Below are 17,543 nucleotides of genomic sequence, written 5' to 3'. Positions count from 1 at the left end.
AAAGGAAAAATTATGAAAAAGTATTTATTAACACTACTGGCAGCATTTTTAATATTTGGTTGTTCAAATGAAAAAGAACAAAAACAAGAAAATATCTCAATATCCCAAGATAAAAGCCATTTTAAAGTTGGTGAAAAAATAACTTTAAAAAATATTTTAGGAAAAGAAGTAACCATTGTAAGAACTCAAAAAGGTTTTAAGCTTGATGGTGAAAATAAACTTTTGATGATAGATATATTTGGAACATTTTGTAAGCCTTGCCAAACAGAAGCTCCACATTTAATGGATTTTCAACTAAATAACAAAGATGACTTTATGATGATTGGACTAATTCATTTTGAAGAAGTAAGTGATGAATATATAATGGAAAATTTTGCTAAAAAATATAATGCATATTATTTTATAGCAAATTCCGATAAAAACCCAAATGAAGAAATAATTAATCAAATTTTATCTGATTTAAACTATCAAAGAAGCCTAACAGTGCCATTTAAAGTTATGTATAACCAAAATGGAGAGCTTGAAAAGCTATCAAATTTCAACAATCCAGCAGGTGAATACTACTACAATGGTGCAATAAGCACAAGTGTTTTAAAAGATGATTTTGAAAGAATTAACAATGCAAGAAGTAAAAACTAATGAAGTTGTAGAAACAAAAGATAAAAAAGAGCTATTTTTTCCAACTTTATATGATGTGATTTTACACAATGATGATAAAACAACAATGGATTTTGTAGTTGATATCATCGTGCAAATTTTTAATAAAACCACAGATGAGGCAGTGAATTTGATGCTTAAAATTCACAACCAAGGACTTGCAGTTTGTGGAACATACACAAAAGAAATTGCCCTAACAAAACAAAATGAAGTTTTAATGGCATCAAAAGTGGCAAATTTCCCACTAAAATGCACAGTAAAAGAAAAAAGATAATAAATAAAAAGAGAGAAAAATGATAGATTATACTTTTACATACTATTTGCAAAAAGCAAGTGATTATGCAAAAAGTAATTCACACGAATACATAACAACAATGCACCTTTTATATATAATTTTAAAATATGATGAAGGACTTAGAAATTTCATCAAAAATGAGTGCAAAAATACAAATTTAAATGATTTAATAAAACATATAGAAGTTATAACAAAAGCAAACCCAAAAGTTAGCTCAAACCTAGCACCAACTCTTAGCTACTCACTTGAAATTATACTAAATAAAGCAAACAACTCAAATATTAATTTTGATGCTATGCAGTTTTTCAAAACACTTCTAGAAGATAAAGAAGGTGATTGTGCTAAGGTTTTAAACTATCATAATATTTTTAATTTTAATGAAAATTTAGAAAATGAACCCAAGGATGATAAAAAAGAAAATTTACTTGCGTTATATACATCTAATTTAAACGAGCTTGCCAAAAATGGAAAAATCGATCCTTTAATAGGACGCCAAAAAGAGATAACCCAAACTATGCAAACTCTTTGTAGAAGAAAAAAAAATAATCCAATATTAGTCGGCGAAGCTGGAGTTGGAAAAACTGCTATTGTAGAAGGGATTGCTTTAAAAATAGCAAATGGTGAAGTTCCAAATAAGCTTAAAAACAAAACAATTTATGCCTTAAATAGTGCTGACTTGGTAGCTGGAACAAAATATAGAGGGGATTTTGAAGAGCGTCTAAAAAATATTATGGATGAGCTAAAAAAAGATAAATATGCTATTTTATTCATAGATGAAATTCACACTATTATTGGAACTGGTGATGCAGGAAATAGCAGTCTTGATATGGCAAATATCTTAAAACCACTTCTTTCAAAGGGTGAAATTTCATGCATTGGAGCTACAACTTATAGCGAATTTAGAAATTTTAGTAAAGATAAAGCCCTTCTTAGACGCTTTGCAAAAATCGATATCGATGAACCATCAGTTGATGATACTTTTAAAATTTTGCAAGGCTTAAAAAGTAAATATGAGGCTCATCACAATGTTAAATTTAGTGATGAGATTATAAAAACAGCTATAAATTTAGTAAAAAAATACCAAAATGATAAATTTTTACCTGATAGTGCAATTGATTTAATAGATGAAGTTGGAGCTAAATTTTCACTACTTGAAAAAAAAGATTATGAAGTTACAAAAGATGATATTATAGAAACGCTTTCTAAAAACGCAAATATAAGTAATATCGTAAAAAGCGAAGATAATACAGAAGTTTTGAAAAATTTAAAAGAAAAACTAAAAACTAGAATTTTTGGACAAGATGAAGCTATAAATTCACTTTGCAATGCTCTTTTTAGATCTTACGCTGGGCTTAAAAATGAAAACAGTCCAATAGGAGTATTTTTATTTACAGGAAGTAGTGGTGTTGGAAAAAGTGAACTAGCAAAAGAGCTTGCTCTAAATTTAGGTGTAAATTTTCAAAGATTTGATATGAGCGAATATATGGAATCTCACAGTGTTTCAAAACTTATTGGCTCCCCTCCTGGATATGTTGGTTTTGAAGAGGGTGGACTTCTTACAAATAGCATTAAAAAACATCCTTATAGTGTAATTTTAATTGATGAAGTAGAAAAAGCAAATCAAAGTTTATTGAATATATTTTTACAAATTTTTGATAATGCAGTTTTAAGTGATAATAGTGGCGAAAAAACTGACTTTAAAAATACAATTATTATAATGACTTCGAATTTAGGAACAAAAGAAGCCCCTCAAATGGGCTTTACCAAAGATGAAAGCTATAAAATAAATGCCGCGATAAAAGATTTCTTTTCGCCTGAGTTTAGAAATAGAATAGATGAAGTTATAAATTTTAATGTCTTAAATAATGAAATTTTACTAAAAATCGTAGATAAAGTAGTTAAAGAACTAGAAGAAAAACTTAAAAATGTTAAGATAGATTTATCAAAAGAGGCAAAAGAGTTTTTAATAAATATCTCATATAGTCCAGAATTTGGTGCAAGAAACTTAAAAAGAGTAATAACTTCTAAAATAAGTGATGAAATAAGCAAAGAAGTTTTATTTGGCAAACTTAAAAATGGCGGAATTGTTAAAGTTGATGCAGTAAATAATGAACTTGAGTTTGAATTTTTAGACTAAATATTAAAAAGCTGATAAAATTTTATCAGCCTTAAAAAATATAAAAATTAATCTTTAAAATTTTATATCACTAAAATTAGACTAAATTACTCTTTAAAATATTCACAACTTTTAGCTGCTACTTCTTTGCTTATTTTATAAGCACAAAATTTTGGTCCACACATTGAGCAAAAATGAGCATTTTTAAAACTTTCTTCTGGCAAGCTCTCATCATGATACTCCCTTGCTCTTTTAGGATCTAGTGCTAATTCAAACTGCTTATTCCAATCAAAATTATATCTTGCATCACTCATGGCATGGTCTCTATCAATAGCTCCAATTCTAGATCTTGCTATATCAGCTGCATGAGCTGCTATTTTATGAGCTATAAGCCCCTCTCTTACATCATTAGCATTTGGGAGTCCAAGATGCTCTTTAGGTGTTACGTAACAAAGCATACTTACACCATGATAAGCTGCTAAAGCTCCTCCAATGGCGCTTGTTATGTGATCATATCCAGCACCTATGTCAGTAACCAAAGGTCCAAGTACGTAAAAAGGCGCATTATTGCAAAACTTCTGCTGTAATTTTACATTTTTTTCTATTTCGTTTAAAGGAATATGTCCTGGTCCTTCTATCATGACTTGAACATCATTATCATAAGCTCTTTTTGCTAACTCGCCTAAAGCCTTAAGCTCGCTTATTTGAGCTTCATCAGTTGCGTCATAAAGACATCCTGGTCTTAAACCATCTCCTAGTGATAAAGATACATCATATTTAGCACAAATTTCGCATATCTCATCAAATAATTCATAAAAAGGATTTTGCTTATGGTGATGCATCATCCAAGAAGCTGTTAAACTACCACCTCTACTTACTATACCCATTTTTCTCTTTGCAACTAATGGCATAAATTCTAACTTAAACCCACAATGAATTGTAAAATAACTAACGCCCTGCTCTGCTTGTGTTTTTAATGTCTGGAGTATTGTATTTTTATCAAGCATTTTTATATCTTTTATATCATGAACCATTTGATATATTGGAACAGTGCCAATAGGAACACTCGAGGCATTGATAATGGCTTTTCTTATTGCGTTTAAATCTCCACCAGTTGAAAGATCCATAACAGTATCTGCACCATATTTAATAGATATATTTAATTTTTCTATTTCTTCATCTATGCTACTATTTAAACCTGATGAGCCTATATTAGCATTAACCTTGCACTTTAAAGCACTTCCTATACCCATAGGTTGTAAATTTGTATGATTAATATTTGCAGGTATTATAAGATGTCCTTTTTCAATTTCGTTTCTAATAATCTCTTCACTAAGATTTTCTTTTTTGGCTACAAATTTCATAGCTTCTGTGATAACGCCTTGCTTAGCATAATATAGCTGAGTTTTACTCATATTTATCCTTAATTATATTAAAATATAAAATACAAATTGTACCTTATAAATTCTAATAAATGAAGTAAAAATTTATTTTTTTAGTAGTAAGATTTTAAAAAATGAGACTTTGTGTGATTTAAGATTTTTTAAAAAAAGCCACCTTAAAAAGGTGGCTTAAAAATTAGAAAATGTAGTAATAAATTATCATCAATAAGAAAATAATACCTGTTATAAGCATCGCATAACCTACTATGTAAGCAAGCCATTTCCACTTATCAAAGTTGTCATCTTTAACGATTAATTCATCAAATTTACCACTTTCTTTTAGTCTATTATACCAAGGAGTTCTTTCTTGTTTCATCTCTTCTTCAGTTAAATTTCCTGAGAAAATAACTGTATCCATAGGGAATTTATTTGCCCTAAAGTGTGTATGGAAGAAATGTACTGCAAATATAAATCCTAATGCTAGCAACGCCTCATCTGAATGTAAGAATGTAGCAAGATTTAGCATTTGTCCTGGTAAAACTTTTGTAAATGTAACTGGGAACCAAAGCATAAGCCCTGATAAACCGATGATTAACATACCCCAGAAAACTGCAATATAGTCAAATTTTTCCCAATATGTCCATCTGTCAAATTGAGGCATTTTATCTTTTTTACCGATAAACCATAAGAAATTGTTTTTCAAATCTCTAAAGTCTTGGAAATTTGGAACTAATGAATCAGGTCCAAAGAATTTTCTCCAGAAAATTTTCCAACTAAATTTACCAGTATTTGGATTAATTACAGCTTGTCTATTTCTATAAGCAACTACGATTATCTCTACGAAGTGACTAAACACAACAGCTAGCATTATAAACGCTGAAATGTGGTGAATCTTAGTTGCACCAATTGGTCCACCCATTAAATCAATCATACTTTGAGCCCAATCAGCTGTATGATATTTTTGTGGCATACCTGAAAAGCCTAATCCCAAAAAGCTTGCTGCTAAGAAGAAGTGCTGAACTTTATGGAATCCTGTAAATCTTTTAATCTTTACTTTATCAGAATGTGCCCTATGTTTAGCTTCTTTCCATTCTTTTGAATATTTCATTCTTGTCATTGTAAGTCTTATAAACCACAATAAAGTATGAATACCAAAGAATCCAAATACCACTATAATAAGTGCTGTCATAAATTTATAAGCAAAATTTAATACTGGATAGTTCTTGCCATCTGTATGATCAGCATGAGCCATAAACTCTGAGAAATTTTGATTTCCGCCAGGGTGACAAGAAGCACAAGTTTCTGTTCTTTTTTCACCTTTGTAAAGTGTTGATCTAGCATCATCTACAGAGTAAATATTGTGTGTTCCGTGACAATCATAACAAGCTGCAACAGTTATAGCCTTTCCTGGATTTTCTAAAAGCATAGCCTTACCGTGGAAAGTTGTATGATACATGGCTTGTTCTTTTTGGTGGCAATCTCCACATTTTTTATCAGCAAATTTTTTCATATTTATGCTTGAAACTGCTGGTCCCATATGTATGTTATGACAATCAGAACATAATGGAAGTCCTTTTTTAGTATTTGCAATACTGCTATGAATACTTGATTTAAATTCTTCACCAATATCATCGTGACAAGACATACAGTTTTTATTTACATTTTTTCTTAGACTTGCAAAATCAACATTGATACTTTTTGCATCGCTTCCTACATTTATACCGTGACAATCTCTACATGAAGGAATTTCACCAAATAAAATTTGTCTATGGATTGTATCGGTGTAGTCAGTTACTTTAGATGACTTTTCCCAGTTATTGTTTCCTAAATATTTATTTTTAAGTTCAGCTGGATCTACTGCATCTTTTACAACTGGATTACCACTTAATATCCACTGCTCGATTCCTTCTATCATTACATATACATTTTTATATCCAAGTTTTTGCATCTCCAAAGCAACTTCACTGCCTATAAAGCAAATTCTGTTTAAACAATGAACTATAATGATAGCATCTTTGTCTTTTGGTAATAATCTCTCCCAATTATCTACATTTATATGAACAGCACCTTCAATGTGCCCATACTCTTGTCTAACTTCAAGCTCATTTGCATCAAAGATATATGCACCATCTTTCATAAGCTCTTTTGCTTCTGAAATGCTAATAGGCACTACACCATCTACGAAAGCCATACTTCCATCACCAGAGGCATGAGCTTTTGGGATCATAGTCATAGAAGCTAAAACCACAAAAGTAGCAATAAATATATTTTTAATTAATTTATTCATCTCTTATCCTTAAATATACCTAAAAGTTTGGCTAATTAAAGCCAAACTTTTTAGAAGGCTACTCTATTTTCTAGTAGTTTTAGTTGATTTTAGTATATCTTGAGCCTGCTCTATATATACTAACGCCTCATCAACAATTTTCTTTGAATATTGTGGTCCGTGAACACCCCAAGCACCATCATCTTCAAGTTTTTTCTTAATTTTATTAGCCTCATTTGTTAAGAATATTGCTCTTGATCTTTTCTCAATATCTAAACCTTGAGAATTAGCTAAAGCTTTATCTAACTCTCTTAAGCCTTGTTTAATTTTTTCGTATCCCTCTTTTACAGGAGTTTGCCATGCCATAACTTTTTCATAAATCATCTCTTGATTTGTAAATTTCAAGTCATTTGGCAATGTTGATTGAACAGGGCTATGACATCCACTTGCACCTGGTTCAACTAAATCAGGATCACTAAAGCTTGTTCTACCACAACTCCACATCAAGTCAACAAAGAATCTACCGTTTTGATCTCTTTCCATTCTCCAGCCTTTTACTTTTAGTGGGTCTCTTGGTTTGCCTTCAGGTGGGTTGATTGATTTTCTTGTTGGGTGAATATCTATTTTCCAGATATGGCTTGCTCTAACGTTATCAAATCCTGCTTTATCAGGGTTTTGAATAGCAGCAAAGTTCTCACAACTCATCATATTTGGCATGTGACATCCAGTACAATTATCTTTTGCATGAATTCCACCCATTGCTTTGAAAAACTCTGCTTGAGTTTCGTGACAATCTTGACAAGTTTTTTTAAGTCCAACTCTTGTATATTCTGTTGTCCAATCATTTGCTGTAACTTCATGTGGATCATGACAAGTTGTACATCTCATACCTTTATCATAGTGGAGTGAGCTATACATTTGAGAACCCTCTGTTCCACAAGCTGGACAGCTTGATTTGAAATAAACGTTAAATGGTTTTCTTGGATTTGGATTTTTTTCATCGTCTTGATAAGCAAATCTTTGGTGACATCTTTCACAATTTGATGGCATACCGGCACCTCTTGCACCATAAAGGTGAGCTCCTGCTCCATGGCACTCCTCACAGCTAATACCTTGCGAAATAGTATGTTCTCTAAGTTTTTTTGCATCACCTATTGCATTATAAAAATCTTCTTTTGATTTAAAATCAAATTTAAAGCTATGACAAACTTCACAGTATGAACTAGCTGGTTGAAACATCATAGTTTCAGCATATTTTGAACCATATGAGTTTGTACCCCAAACAGTTGATCTTGAATGTGCAAAATCCTCCATTTTAGTTGGGAAACCTGGACTAAATTCAGCTATTTTTTTGGCCATATCTGGAGTAATGTGCTCAGACCAAAGTCTTGAGAATTGGTTACCACCAGCTGTTAAATATCCACTTAAATCACTTAAATTACCCTCTTGAACATGGTATGTTCCTCTAACTAACCATCTATCAATAAATCCATATTTTGTTCTAGGGGTTCCAATAACCGCATAAACATCATCAGGATAAATTCCTAAAGGCAATATTGTAGAAGGTGAATTATACATAGGTTTTTTAAGACCTTCTGCTCCACCAACTTCTGACATTTCATCAGGAAATCTTACAACTTTTGCATGTCTTGATCTTTGCCATTGATCATATTGAGCTGGATGACACTCACCGCATTTTTTTGGTCCTACAAATTTATTTGGATAATCCAAAATTGATTCCATTCCAAGTCTATATGTTACAGCAGCATGAGCTAACCCTGCTCTTTCAGCAAATTTAGGACCTTTGTTTATTTCAACAAATTCCTCTTGCCTATCGCTCATTGTGTATTTACCTCTAAGTCTACCTGCTTTTTCGTACTTAAACATTGGGTGTTGATCGATTAAAATATCAAAAAAAGTATCTGCTCCTCTTACATAGTCTTCCAATGTTCTTGGCTTACCTGGAAGTAGTGGGTCTTCATCATGATAAAGCTTTAAATTTTGCTTCATCTCTTCTTGATATTTATCAGCAAGTGTTGGCTCACTAACTTTTTTCTCTGTTTTAACAGGTACATTCTGCATTGAAGCATTTTCTTCAGCTTGCAAACAGGCCGTTCCTGCAAACAAAACCATAAAACAGGCAAGTGATGCCTTTTTAAACCATTTTGTTTTCATGAGTATCCTCCTTGATAAACTTTCATTTACTCATTTTTATAATTTACAATGATTTTAAAGATATTTAAGCAAAAATATAAAATTTATTAACTTTTGTTTAATATCTCAAACAATGTGTTAGTATTCTATTTAATTTTTACTGAATTTAACTTTAAAATAAACAATTTATGCAAATAAATTATTTATATCTAGCCTTAAATAATTATTTTTGATAATGAAGTGCAAAATGCTAAAATACTTCGTTTCAAAATGATTACATAATTATATTTTGATATAAATAATATATATTTTTTATAAATATAATATATTTTATGATATATTAATAAAATTTTAACAATAAATATTTTATTATCTGTTTAAATAAAAATTTTAAGTAAAATATAAGCCATAAAAAGAGATAATTTACGCTTATTTTAATATTTATGAATTTAAGGTAAGATAAATCTTACTAAAAATTTAAAAGGATAAAAAATGTATAAAAAACTCATTTTAGCTCTATTTGTTTTTTTATTTATAACAGGATGTTCTAAAAAAATAAATGAAGAAGACCCTGTTGATGTTGTATATAATTTTATACTGTTGTGTGAAGAAGGTAAAATAACTGAAGCTGAAAAACTCTTAGCACCAAAAAACAATCTTGATTATATGGATAAATTTAAAGAAAAAAATGGCGGAAAAGATCTTTTTTATATAGATTATGACTATAAGAGAAATGATGATGTTGTTGAGCTTAAATTTGATTATTTAAAAGATCAAAGTAGTCCTACAATTGCAGTTGTAAAACTTACATCAAATTACAAAAAACAAAATCATATTTTTGAAAAAAACATAGTGTTGCATATGATAGATGCGAAATGGAGAATTTATGACTTTTTATTTATGCCTGTTAGGGTTAAATAATAAAGTTTAAAATTTATATGTCAAATGTTATAAATTCTACAATAAAATCTATGCTTATTTTAAAATCTTAAAGGAAGATATATGGGAAAATTTTTGCGCGGACTTTTAAGTATTAGGGCAATGAATGCTCTACTTTTAATATTTGCCTTTGCCTGTGCTGTGGCTACAATAGTTGAGAGTGTAAAAGGAACGGATGCTGCGTTTGCATTTATATATAGAAGTAATTGGTTTGGTCTTATAATGCTTTTACTTACTATAAATTTAATTTACAATATGATTAAATACAAAATTTATGGACTTAAAAAGCTACCTGGCTTTTTATTTCATTTTAGTTTTATTGTAATTTTTGTAGGTGCAACGATAACTCACTACTTCGGCAAAGAAGGCTCAATGCACATAAGAGAGCATACAAAAACAAATTTAGTCTCAACAAGGGAAGTTTACATCCAACTCATTAGTGAAGATGAAAAAGGTAAAACTATCTCAAAAGATGTAAATAGATATATAGCAACAGATGAGAAAAATAGCTTTGATATGAAGCTTGATTTAGGAAAAAAAGATGCTGTATTTAAATATAAAGAACTAGTTTTAAATGGGGACTTAGGCTGGATAAAAGCAGATGATGGCAAGCCTATTGTAGAGATTCTTTTTTCAGATGATAAAAATAAAAGAAAAATTACTTTAAATAGTGGAGATATTTTACCAATTGGTGATTTAGATATTACTTTTAACAATGAGTCAAAACAGCATAATTTTATAAAAATTTACTTAAAAGATGATGGCAAATTTTATATGCAAACAAATCAAGATATAAAATACTTTCAAATGTCTGATAATACTGATGGAAAACTTGAAAAAAATACAGAAATTGATTTTAATAAACACAGATTATACACAATTGATGGTGTAAATTTCGCCCCAACAACAATGCTTGCAAAAGCAAAACTTGGAGTTAAATCAGTTCCAATGACTCAAAAAGGAAATAATGCCATAATTGGTGATTTGACATATAATGGTGAAACAAAAGAGGTTTTTGCCTTTTTCGGGGATTTTGCAAGAATCTATACAGTTGGAGGGAAAGAGTTTAAATTTGCTTGGTCTCCAAAAATGATTGAACTTCCTTTTAGTATTTATCTAAAAGATTTTAAGCTTGATAGATATCCAGGTTCAAATTCGCCTTCTGGATATAGCAGTGAGGTTGTAGTAGAAGATGGAGATTTTAAAATGGATTATGAAATTTATATGAACCACGTTTTGGATTATGGTGGATTTAGGTTTTTCCAAAGCTCTTATGATTTAGATGAAAAAGGAACTATTTTATCAGTTAACAAAGACCCTGGTAAAATTCCTACTTATATTGGATATTTTCTTTTAATGCTTGGAATGTTTTTAAATTTCTTTAACAAAAACTCAAGATTTTTAGAGCTTGCAAGACTTATAGATAAAAGTAGTTCAAGAGATAGAAAAACTGTTAAAAAAGAAAATAATAATGTAAATAAAAAAGCATTAAGTCTTATCTTAGTTGCATTTTTTAGCTTTTTTACAGCAAATAACTTAAAAGCAAATAATATACCAAATATAGATAAAGAACACGCCAAAAAAGCTGCTACTTTAGTAGTGCAAGGATTTGATGGAAGAATGGAGCCATTTGATACAATGGCAAATGAAATTTTACGCAAAGTTTATAAAGGTAAAAGCTTTGAAGGAATGAATGCCGTTCAAACTATGCTTTCAATAACTATGAATCCTGAAAGTTGGCAACATACTAAATTTGTAAAAATAGGCGATGATGAGCTTAAAAAAATTCTTGGTCTAAAGCCAAATGAAACTCATGCTTCGTTTGAAGATTTTTTTGGTACTGATGAAAATGGAAAATCATACTATAAACTTGGTCTTATTTCAGAACAAACAAATAGAAAAGCTCCAAACACAAGAACAAAATTTGATAAAGAAGTTATAAAAGTTGACGAAAGATTTAATATCTACTATGCAACTTTAATGAAATCAATCTTTAAAATAATTCCAAAAGAAAATGATCCTAATCACACTTGGTATGCAGCTTACGGAGTTATGACAAATTTTAGTGCAGCAGAAGAAAAAAGAGCTAAAATGGTTCTTCAAAACTACACAATGTCAGTTCTTGATGCTCAAAAAAGCGGTAATTGGAGTGAGGCTAATAAAGCACTTGATCTTATAAAAAAATATCAAAACAAAATAGGAGCAAAGGTAGTTCCATCATACAACAAGCTTAAATTTGAAGTTTTATTTAACGATCTTGATATTTTTAAAAGATTAATGCCTGTTTATTTGCTTGGTGGCTTTGCACTTTTAATCTTTGTATTTTTAAGAATGATGAGTCCAAATTTAAATATGAACTTTGCCTTTAAGGCAGTTTATTTAGTAAATATCATAGCTTTTTTACTTCACACAACAGGTCTTGGTCTTAGGTGGTATATCTCAGGCCACGCGCCTTGGTCCAATACTTATGAATCACTAGTTTATATAGCTTGGGCTCTGTCTTTTAGTGGCATAATTTTTTCAAGAACCTCGGCAATTTCTCTTTCATTAACATCAATAATGGCAGGAATTACGCTTTTTGTAGCTCATCTTAGTCACATAGATCCACAAATTACTACTTTAGTTCCAGTTTTAAACTCATATTGGCTTACAATACATGTTTCAGTTATAACCGCAAGTTACGGATTTTTTGGACTAAGTATGCTTTTAGCAATGTTTTGTCTATTTTTATTTATCATTAAAAAACCTGGTAATGACAATGAGCTTGCAAGAAATATCTTAGAAGCAACTAGAATAAATGAAATGAGCTTAATTTTTGGACTTTGCTTACTTACAGCTGGAAACTTCCTAGGTGGAGTTTGGGCAAATGAGAGTTGGGGAAGATATTGGGGTTGGGATAGTAAAGAAACTTGGTCACTAATAACTATTTTAATATACTCAGCAGTAATTCACATGAGATTATTAAAAGGTGCAAACTCACAATATTGGTTTGCAGTAGCTTCAATGTTTGCGTTTTGGAGCGTAATGATGACATATTTTGGAGTAAATTTTTACCTTTCAGGACTTCATAGCTACGCTAGTGGAGAATCAATACCAGTTCCAAAATCAATCTGGGTAAGTATGCTTGTTATGGTTATTTTAGCAACTCTTGCATACTTTAAGCGAAAAGATGCACAAAAACTTTAAATTTAAAAGGACTTTTTGTCCTTTTAATTAAAATATGAAACAATATATTTTTCCAAACCCTGCCATGCTTCCAAAAGAGGCATCTTTTTGCATTGGTGGGGATTTGAAACCAAATACAATAATAACAGCTTATAAAAGTGGATATTTTCCTTGGTTTATGCCAGGAGATCCGATAATTTGGCACTCTCCGCAAAAAAGAGCTATATTTTTTCCAGATGAAATAAAACTACATAAATCAACAAAACCATTTTTAAAAAAATATGAAGTTAAATTTGACCATGACTTTACATCTTTAATAAATTTATGTTATAAATCAAGAGATAAAAATGAAACTTGGCTAAACGATGAAATGTTAAAAGCATATATAAAACTTGCAAATTTAGGCATAGCTCACAGTGTTGAAGTTTATTTTGAAAATGAATTAATAGGAGGGCTTTATGGGCTTATTTTTGGTAAAGTTTTTTGTGGAGAAAGCATGGTTAGCATAAAAAAAGAAGCCTCAAAAGTGGCTTTGATAAATTTAGGTAAAAATCTTGAAAAATATGGTTTTTTAATTGATGCTCAAGTTATAAATCCTCATCTTAAATTTATGGGCGCAAAAGAAATTTCTCAAAAAGAGTTTTTAACAATTTACTATAAACTTATAGATGAAAACACTAATTTGGATTTTAAAAAATTTAAACCTTTTTATAACTAAAAACTAAGTTTAAATTTATATAATTATAGTTTTAATCTAGGGAAATTTGATGCAAAGAAAAAAAGACAATAAATTAAGTAGCTGGATAATTAAATTTTTACTTACTCCTGCAATACTTTTAATTTTTTTAACAATTGTATTTTATTGGTCAAGCTCACAAAGAAATTTACCAAAACTTCAAAGTAGCGATAAAACTAGTGCAGTAAGAGGAAGTATAATCTCACTTGATGGCTATAAAGTAGCAAGATCACAAAAGCTTTATAAAGTTGAAATTGATACAAGAAGTATAAATAAAGACAAGCTTGATCTTTTTGTAAAGCTTTATACTATTTATACAGATGATGACCCAAAAAGAGTTAAAAAATTGATTCAAAACACTAAAGGAAGAGTAGTTTTATCTTACAAAATCAATCCAAAAATAGCAACTCATCTAAAAGAACTTGCTCATACATTAAACCAAAAAAAAGTTTTTATCTCTTTTATGACAAAAGATGAAAAACTTCACCCACCAATTGGAATGAGCATAATAGAAAGTGGAGAAAACAGGCGCTATCTAGCAGATGATAGCATGAGTCCGTTTTTAGGATATATAAAAAAAGTTGAAGTCGATGATATAACAAGAGCAAGAGGTGTAAAGGGTGTTGAAAAATTTTATGATTACTATCTTTTTGCCACAAAAGATCAAATTTTAAAAGGCCCAAGAGATATAGGAAACAATATAATAATTGAAAAAAACTCCATAAAATCAATTAGAGAAGATGGCTATGATGCTGTTTTAAATATCCCTTTAAAGCTTCAAAAAGAAATTGAACTTTTACTAAGCAAAAATGCTTTAAAATACGATGCAACTGAAATTGTAGCAGCTATTATGAACTCAAAAACTGGAGAAATTTTAACTCTTGCAACATCTATGCGTTATAATCCATCAAATATAACAAGAAAAGATTATGATGCTTTAAACTTAACTGCTACTGAATATCCTTATGAGCCAGGTTCAGTAATAAAGCCAATAATTTTTTCAATTGTATATGAAAATAATAAAGTTGGCTTAAATGATATTATAAACACACATAATGGCTCATACAAGCTTGGCTCGAGAATTATAAAAGACACAAACCCACAAAAAAGTCTAAGCGCAACAGATGTAGTTGTAAAATCATCAAATATAGGAATGATAGAAATCACTTCAAAACTAGATAATATAAAGCTTTTCGAAGGGCTTTTAAAATATAATTTATCTAATAAAACAGGTATTGATATGCCTTATGAGCAAGCTGGAAATATACCAACTTTAAATATGCTACAAAACAATTCAATTAAAGCAACTATTAGTTATGGATATGGTTTACAAGCAACTTTTATGCAAATTCTAAATGCTTTTGCTATTTATAATAATGATGGCGTTATGATAACTCCAAGAGTTGTAAAATACCTGCAAAAAGATGGAAAAATTTATAATTTAAATGAACCTTTTAAAAAAGAGATAATTTCTAAAAAAACAGCTGATGCTATAAAACATATATTAATAGAAACTGTAAATAAAGGCACTGGAAGAAAGGCAATAACAAAAGGACTTGTTATTGGTGGCAAAACAGGAACTGCAAGAATAGCCCAAAAAGGCGAATACACAAGGCTTTATAACAGCTCATTTTTTGGTTTTGCAAATGATAGTAATGTAAGTTATACAATAGGTGTTTTAGTAAGAGAGCCTAAAAAAGGAAGTTACTACGCAGCACAAAATGCACTTCCTGTTTTTAAAGAAATAATTGATCTGCTTATAAAAGATAATTATTTAAAGCCTTTTAAAGATGAAAATTTTGAAGAAATTGATCACGAAATTTTAAATAGCATTAAAGACTAAGGCAAATTTAGAAATTTACCTTATAAATTTTGCACTTTATTTGCTATGAAATTTACAAATTCATCACTATCGTTTGGACATTTACAAACTCTGTAGTATTTAAAGCCATTTTTATTTGCTATTTTTCTATACTCTATATCAAGCTCACAAATAGTTTCTGAGTTATCAATACAAAATGAAAGTGGATAAATCAAAGCTTTTTTTGAAACACAAAGTGGCAAAATAAAACTCAAATTTGGCTCAAGCCACTTTACTGGTCCAAGGCGAGATTGATAAGCCAGCTTTATATCTTTAAAGTTAATGCCCTCTTTTTTAATCAAATTTGACAAAATATCAATATGAGCTTTGACATTTCTTTCATATAAATCACCATTTTTTATAATGCTTTCTGGCAAAGAATGAGCTGAAAAAATCAAAGTTATATCAGAAACTTCATTTTCATTTATGCCATAAATTTCATTTTTTATTGACTCAATTATGATTTTATTATATTCCAAATCATTAAAAAATACATCAATTATTTTTATATTTGCATTTATATTAAGCTTATTAATCCAATCTTTTGCATCCTCTAAACTAGAAACAACAGTTGTAGTAGAATGATGTGGATAAAGAGGAAATAACACAATCTCATCATATCCTTTATACTTTCCAAGCACATCTTTTGCAAATGGCGGAGTATAACGCATAATAAAATCAAACTCATAATCTTTTGTTTTAGATAGTTTTTCAACCAAAGAAGTTGTAGTATCAACTAGTGGTGATTTTCCGCCAATTAATTCATAGTTTTTAGTTGCTGGTTTTTTTCTTAAAAACGCTATTAGTGATGAAATTTTATCTCTTAGTTTTTCATTTTTAATATTTAAAATATATTTATCATTAAACATATTTTTTAAAAAAACACTAACCTCATCAAGATTATTTGGTCCTCCCATATTTAGAAGTAAAACTACTTTTTTCATCTTAAAATCTCCCTTATTTTTATCACATCTTCCATACTTGCTAAATTTCCAAACTCTTTATTTTCGCAAACATCTAAAAAACACTTATGTTCATTTCTTATGGAAAAATCCTCATTTTCAACTCTTAAATTTACTCTTCCATTCATTGTAATTTTATGAAGTGTAAAATTTACTAAATCAGCAAGATAAACACCACTTTTAGCTGAAATTTCCATAAAAACTCTATCTATAGGATATAAAGATCCAGAAATTATATTAACTAAAATTCCATTTTTAGTTTTTAAATTTGATGAAACAACTTCTTTATTTTCAAAAGATGATTTTTTAACATCAATATTACTAATTTCAGTTTTTAAAATAAACCTTATTAAGTCCAAATCTTTTAAAAGCAAATCGTTTATTATATCTATATCTTCACCACAATCACAAGATCTAATAATACTAATAGAATATATTTCTTCATTTTCTTTTTTAAATTCCCTTAAAAGAGATATTACAGTAGGATTAAATCTTTCATTAAATCCAACAGCTATTTTTGTTTGGCTTGTATTTGCTGCATAGCGCATCTCTCTAACTTGCTCTAAATTCTCAGTACAGGGACTTTCAACAAATATATTTTTTACATACTTCATAGATTTTAAAATGATTTCTTTATGTGTTTTTGATGGTGTTGCTATTATTACAGCTTGCGGCTTTGAAATTACAAACATATTTTCAATATCGTTAAAAAACTCAAATCTTGCAAAATTATCAAGCTTTTCATCCTTATCACAGATTCCAACAAGTTCAAAATAATCAGATCTTCTAAGCTCGCTAAAATGTTTTTTACCGATTTTTCCAAGCCCAATTATCGAAATCTTTTTCTTCATCAAAATCCTTGAGTTTTTTGTTTAAAATATATTATATCTTAACTCAATAAATATTTAGTTTTCTAACCTTAAATTTAGCTAAATAAACTTCAAATTTAACTCAAAAAGCTTAAATTTAATAATTTTTAGATAAAATGAGCTTTAAAAATTTTATATTAA

At 29.4% G+C, this 17,543-nt stretch carries 12 protein-coding genes; 7 read left to right on the top strand and 5 right to left on the bottom strand.

Annotation, left to right across the window (positions count from 1 at the left end; translation table 11 throughout):
- The first annotated feature begins 12 nt into the window (after nt 1-12).
- Genes HMPREF9309_RS07900 through HMPREF9309_RS07890 form a run of 3 tightly spaced genes read left to right on the top strand, consistent with a single transcriptional unit; the run spans nt 13 to nt 3,089 of the window.
- Nucleotides 13-639, top strand: coding sequence for a thioredoxin domain-containing protein (locus tag HMPREF9309_RS07900; RefSeq protein WP_016647417.1), 627 nt, complete (start codon nt 13-15; stop codon nt 637-639).
- Complete coding sequence (locus tag HMPREF9309_RS07895; protein WP_016647416.1) at nt 599-931, top strand: ATP-dependent Clp protease adaptor ClpS; 333 nt, start codon at nt 599-601, stop codon at nt 929-931. Before HMPREF9309_RS07900 ends, HMPREF9309_RS07895 begins: the two co-directional genes overlap by 41 nt.
- Nucleotides 932-950: 19 nt before the next feature.
- Complete coding sequence (locus HMPREF9309_RS07890; protein ID WP_016647415.1) at nt 951-3,089, top strand: AAA family ATPase; 2,139 nt, start codon at nt 951-953, stop codon at nt 3,087-3,089.
- Between the two features lie 86 nt (nt 3,090-3,175).
- Here the strand turns inward: HMPREF9309_RS07890 and thiC are convergent, their stop codons facing one another.
- The 3 genes from thiC to HMPREF9309_RS07875 all read right to left on the bottom strand — a co-directional run bounded on the left by thiC (nt 3,176) and on the right by HMPREF9309_RS07875 (nt 8,891).
- Nucleotides 3,176-4,483, bottom strand: a complete 1,308-nt coding sequence (gene thiC, locus HMPREF9309_RS07885) for a phosphomethylpyrimidine synthase ThiC (RefSeq protein ID WP_016647414.1) — start codon at nt 4,481-4,483, stop codon at nt 3,176-3,178.
- Nucleotides 4,484-4,646: 163 nt separating this feature from the next.
- Nucleotides 4,647-6,737, bottom strand: coding sequence for a rhodanese-like domain-containing protein (locus HMPREF9309_RS07880; RefSeq protein WP_016647413.1), 2,091 nt, complete (start codon nt 6,735-6,737; stop codon nt 4,647-4,649).
- Between the two features lie 63 nt (nt 6,738-6,800).
- Nucleotides 6,801-8,891: a multiheme c-type cytochrome gene (locus HMPREF9309_RS07875; protein WP_016647412.1), complete on the bottom strand. Its 2,091-nt coding sequence runs from the start codon at nt 8,889-8,891 to the stop codon at nt 6,801-6,803.
- 471 nt (nt 8,892-9,362) lie between these two features.
- Between HMPREF9309_RS07875 and HMPREF9309_RS07870 the strand changes: the two genes are divergently transcribed.
- The 4 genes from HMPREF9309_RS07870 (at nt 9,363) to HMPREF9309_RS07855 (ending at nt 15,553) form a co-directional block, all read left to right on the top strand.
- Nucleotides 9,363-9,791 (top strand): hypothetical protein, encoded by a 429-nt coding sequence (locus HMPREF9309_RS07870; RefSeq protein ID WP_016647411.1) that lies wholly within the window; start codon nt 9,363-9,365, stop codon nt 9,789-9,791.
- 81 nt (nt 9,792-9,872) lie between these two features.
- Complete coding sequence (locus HMPREF9309_RS07865; RefSeq protein ID WP_016647410.1) at nt 9,873-12,995, top strand: cytochrome c biogenesis protein; 3,123 nt, start codon at nt 9,873-9,875, stop codon at nt 12,993-12,995.
- 34 nt (nt 12,996-13,029) lie between these two features.
- Complete coding sequence (gene aat, locus HMPREF9309_RS07860) at nt 13,030-13,692, top strand: leucyl/phenylalanyl-tRNA--protein transferase (protein WP_016647409.1); 663 nt, start codon at nt 13,030-13,032, stop codon at nt 13,690-13,692.
- A 49-nt stretch (nt 13,693-13,741) separates the two neighbouring features.
- The gene (locus HMPREF9309_RS07855) at nt 13,742-15,553 is read left to right on the top strand and encodes a peptidoglycan D,D-transpeptidase FtsI family protein (RefSeq protein ID WP_016647408.1); all 1,812 of its coding nucleotides are present in this window, start codon (nt 13,742-13,744) and stop codon (nt 15,551-15,553) included.
- 20 nt (nt 15,554-15,573) lie between these two features.
- Here HMPREF9309_RS07855 and hemH read toward each other — a convergent pair whose 3' ends face one another.
- Both hemH and HMPREF9309_RS07845 read right to left on the bottom strand, forming a co-directional pair.
- Nucleotides 15,574-16,515 (bottom strand): ferrochelatase, encoded by a 942-nt coding sequence (gene hemH / locus HMPREF9309_RS07850; protein WP_016647407.1) that lies wholly within the window; start codon nt 16,513-16,515, stop codon nt 15,574-15,576.
- Nucleotides 16,512-17,384: a Gfo/Idh/MocA family protein gene (locus HMPREF9309_RS07845; protein WP_016647406.1), complete on the bottom strand. Its 873-nt coding sequence runs from the start codon at nt 17,382-17,384 to the stop codon at nt 16,512-16,514. The genes hemH and HMPREF9309_RS07845 overlap by 4 nt, the downstream gene beginning before the upstream one ends.
- Nucleotides 17,385-17,543 lie beyond the last annotated feature (159 nt).

It is taken from the genome of Campylobacter ureolyticus ACS-301-V-Sch3b (assembly GCF_000413435.1).
In the GTDB taxonomy this organism is placed as follows: Bacteria; Campylobacterota; Campylobacteria; order Campylobacterales; family Campylobacteraceae; genus Campylobacter_B; species Campylobacter_B ureolyticus_A.
This window is presented reverse-complemented; position numbering and strand designations above follow the sequence as displayed.

Excerpts from the sequence above, each read along its gene's own strand:
- HMPREF9309_RS07900 (WP_016647417.1), top strand. The coding sequence starts at position 13 with ATGAAAAAGTATTTATTAACACTACTGGCAGCATTTTTAATATTTGGT.
- HMPREF9309_RS07895 (WP_016647416.1), top strand. The coding sequence starts at position 599 with ATGATTTTGAAAGAATTAACAATGCAAGAAGTAAAAACTAATGAAGTT.
- HMPREF9309_RS07890 (WP_016647415.1), top strand. The coding sequence starts at position 951 with ATGATAGATTATACTTTTACATACTATTTGCAAAAAGCAAGTGATTAT.
- thiC (WP_016647414.1), bottom strand. The coding sequence starts at position 4,483 with ATGAGTAAAACTCAGCTATATTATGCTAAGCAAGGCGTTATCACAGAA.
- HMPREF9309_RS07880 (WP_016647413.1), bottom strand. The coding sequence starts at position 6,737 with ATGAATAAATTAATTAAAAATATATTTATTGCTACTTTTGTGGTTTTA.
- HMPREF9309_RS07875 (WP_016647412.1), bottom strand. The coding sequence starts at position 8,891 with ATGAAAACAAAATGGTTTAAAAAGGCATCACTTGCCTGTTTTATGGTT.
- HMPREF9309_RS07870 (WP_016647411.1), top strand. The coding sequence starts at position 9,363 with ATGTATAAAAAACTCATTTTAGCTCTATTTGTTTTTTTATTTATAACA.
- HMPREF9309_RS07865 (WP_016647410.1), top strand. The coding sequence starts at position 9,873 with ATGGGAAAATTTTTGCGCGGACTTTTAAGTATTAGGGCAATGAATGCT.
- aat (WP_016647409.1), top strand. The coding sequence starts at position 13,030 with ATGAAACAATATATTTTTCCAAACCCTGCCATGCTTCCAAAAGAGGCA.
- HMPREF9309_RS07855 (WP_016647408.1), top strand. The coding sequence starts at position 13,742 with ATGCAAAGAAAAAAAGACAATAAATTAAGTAGCTGGATAATTAAATTT.
- hemH (WP_016647407.1), bottom strand. The coding sequence starts at position 16,515 with ATGAAAAAAGTAGTTTTACTTCTAAATATGGGAGGACCAAATAATCTT.
- HMPREF9309_RS07845 (WP_016647406.1), bottom strand. The coding sequence starts at position 17,384 with ATGAAGAAAAAGATTTCGATAATTGGGCTTGGAAAAATCGGTAAAAAA.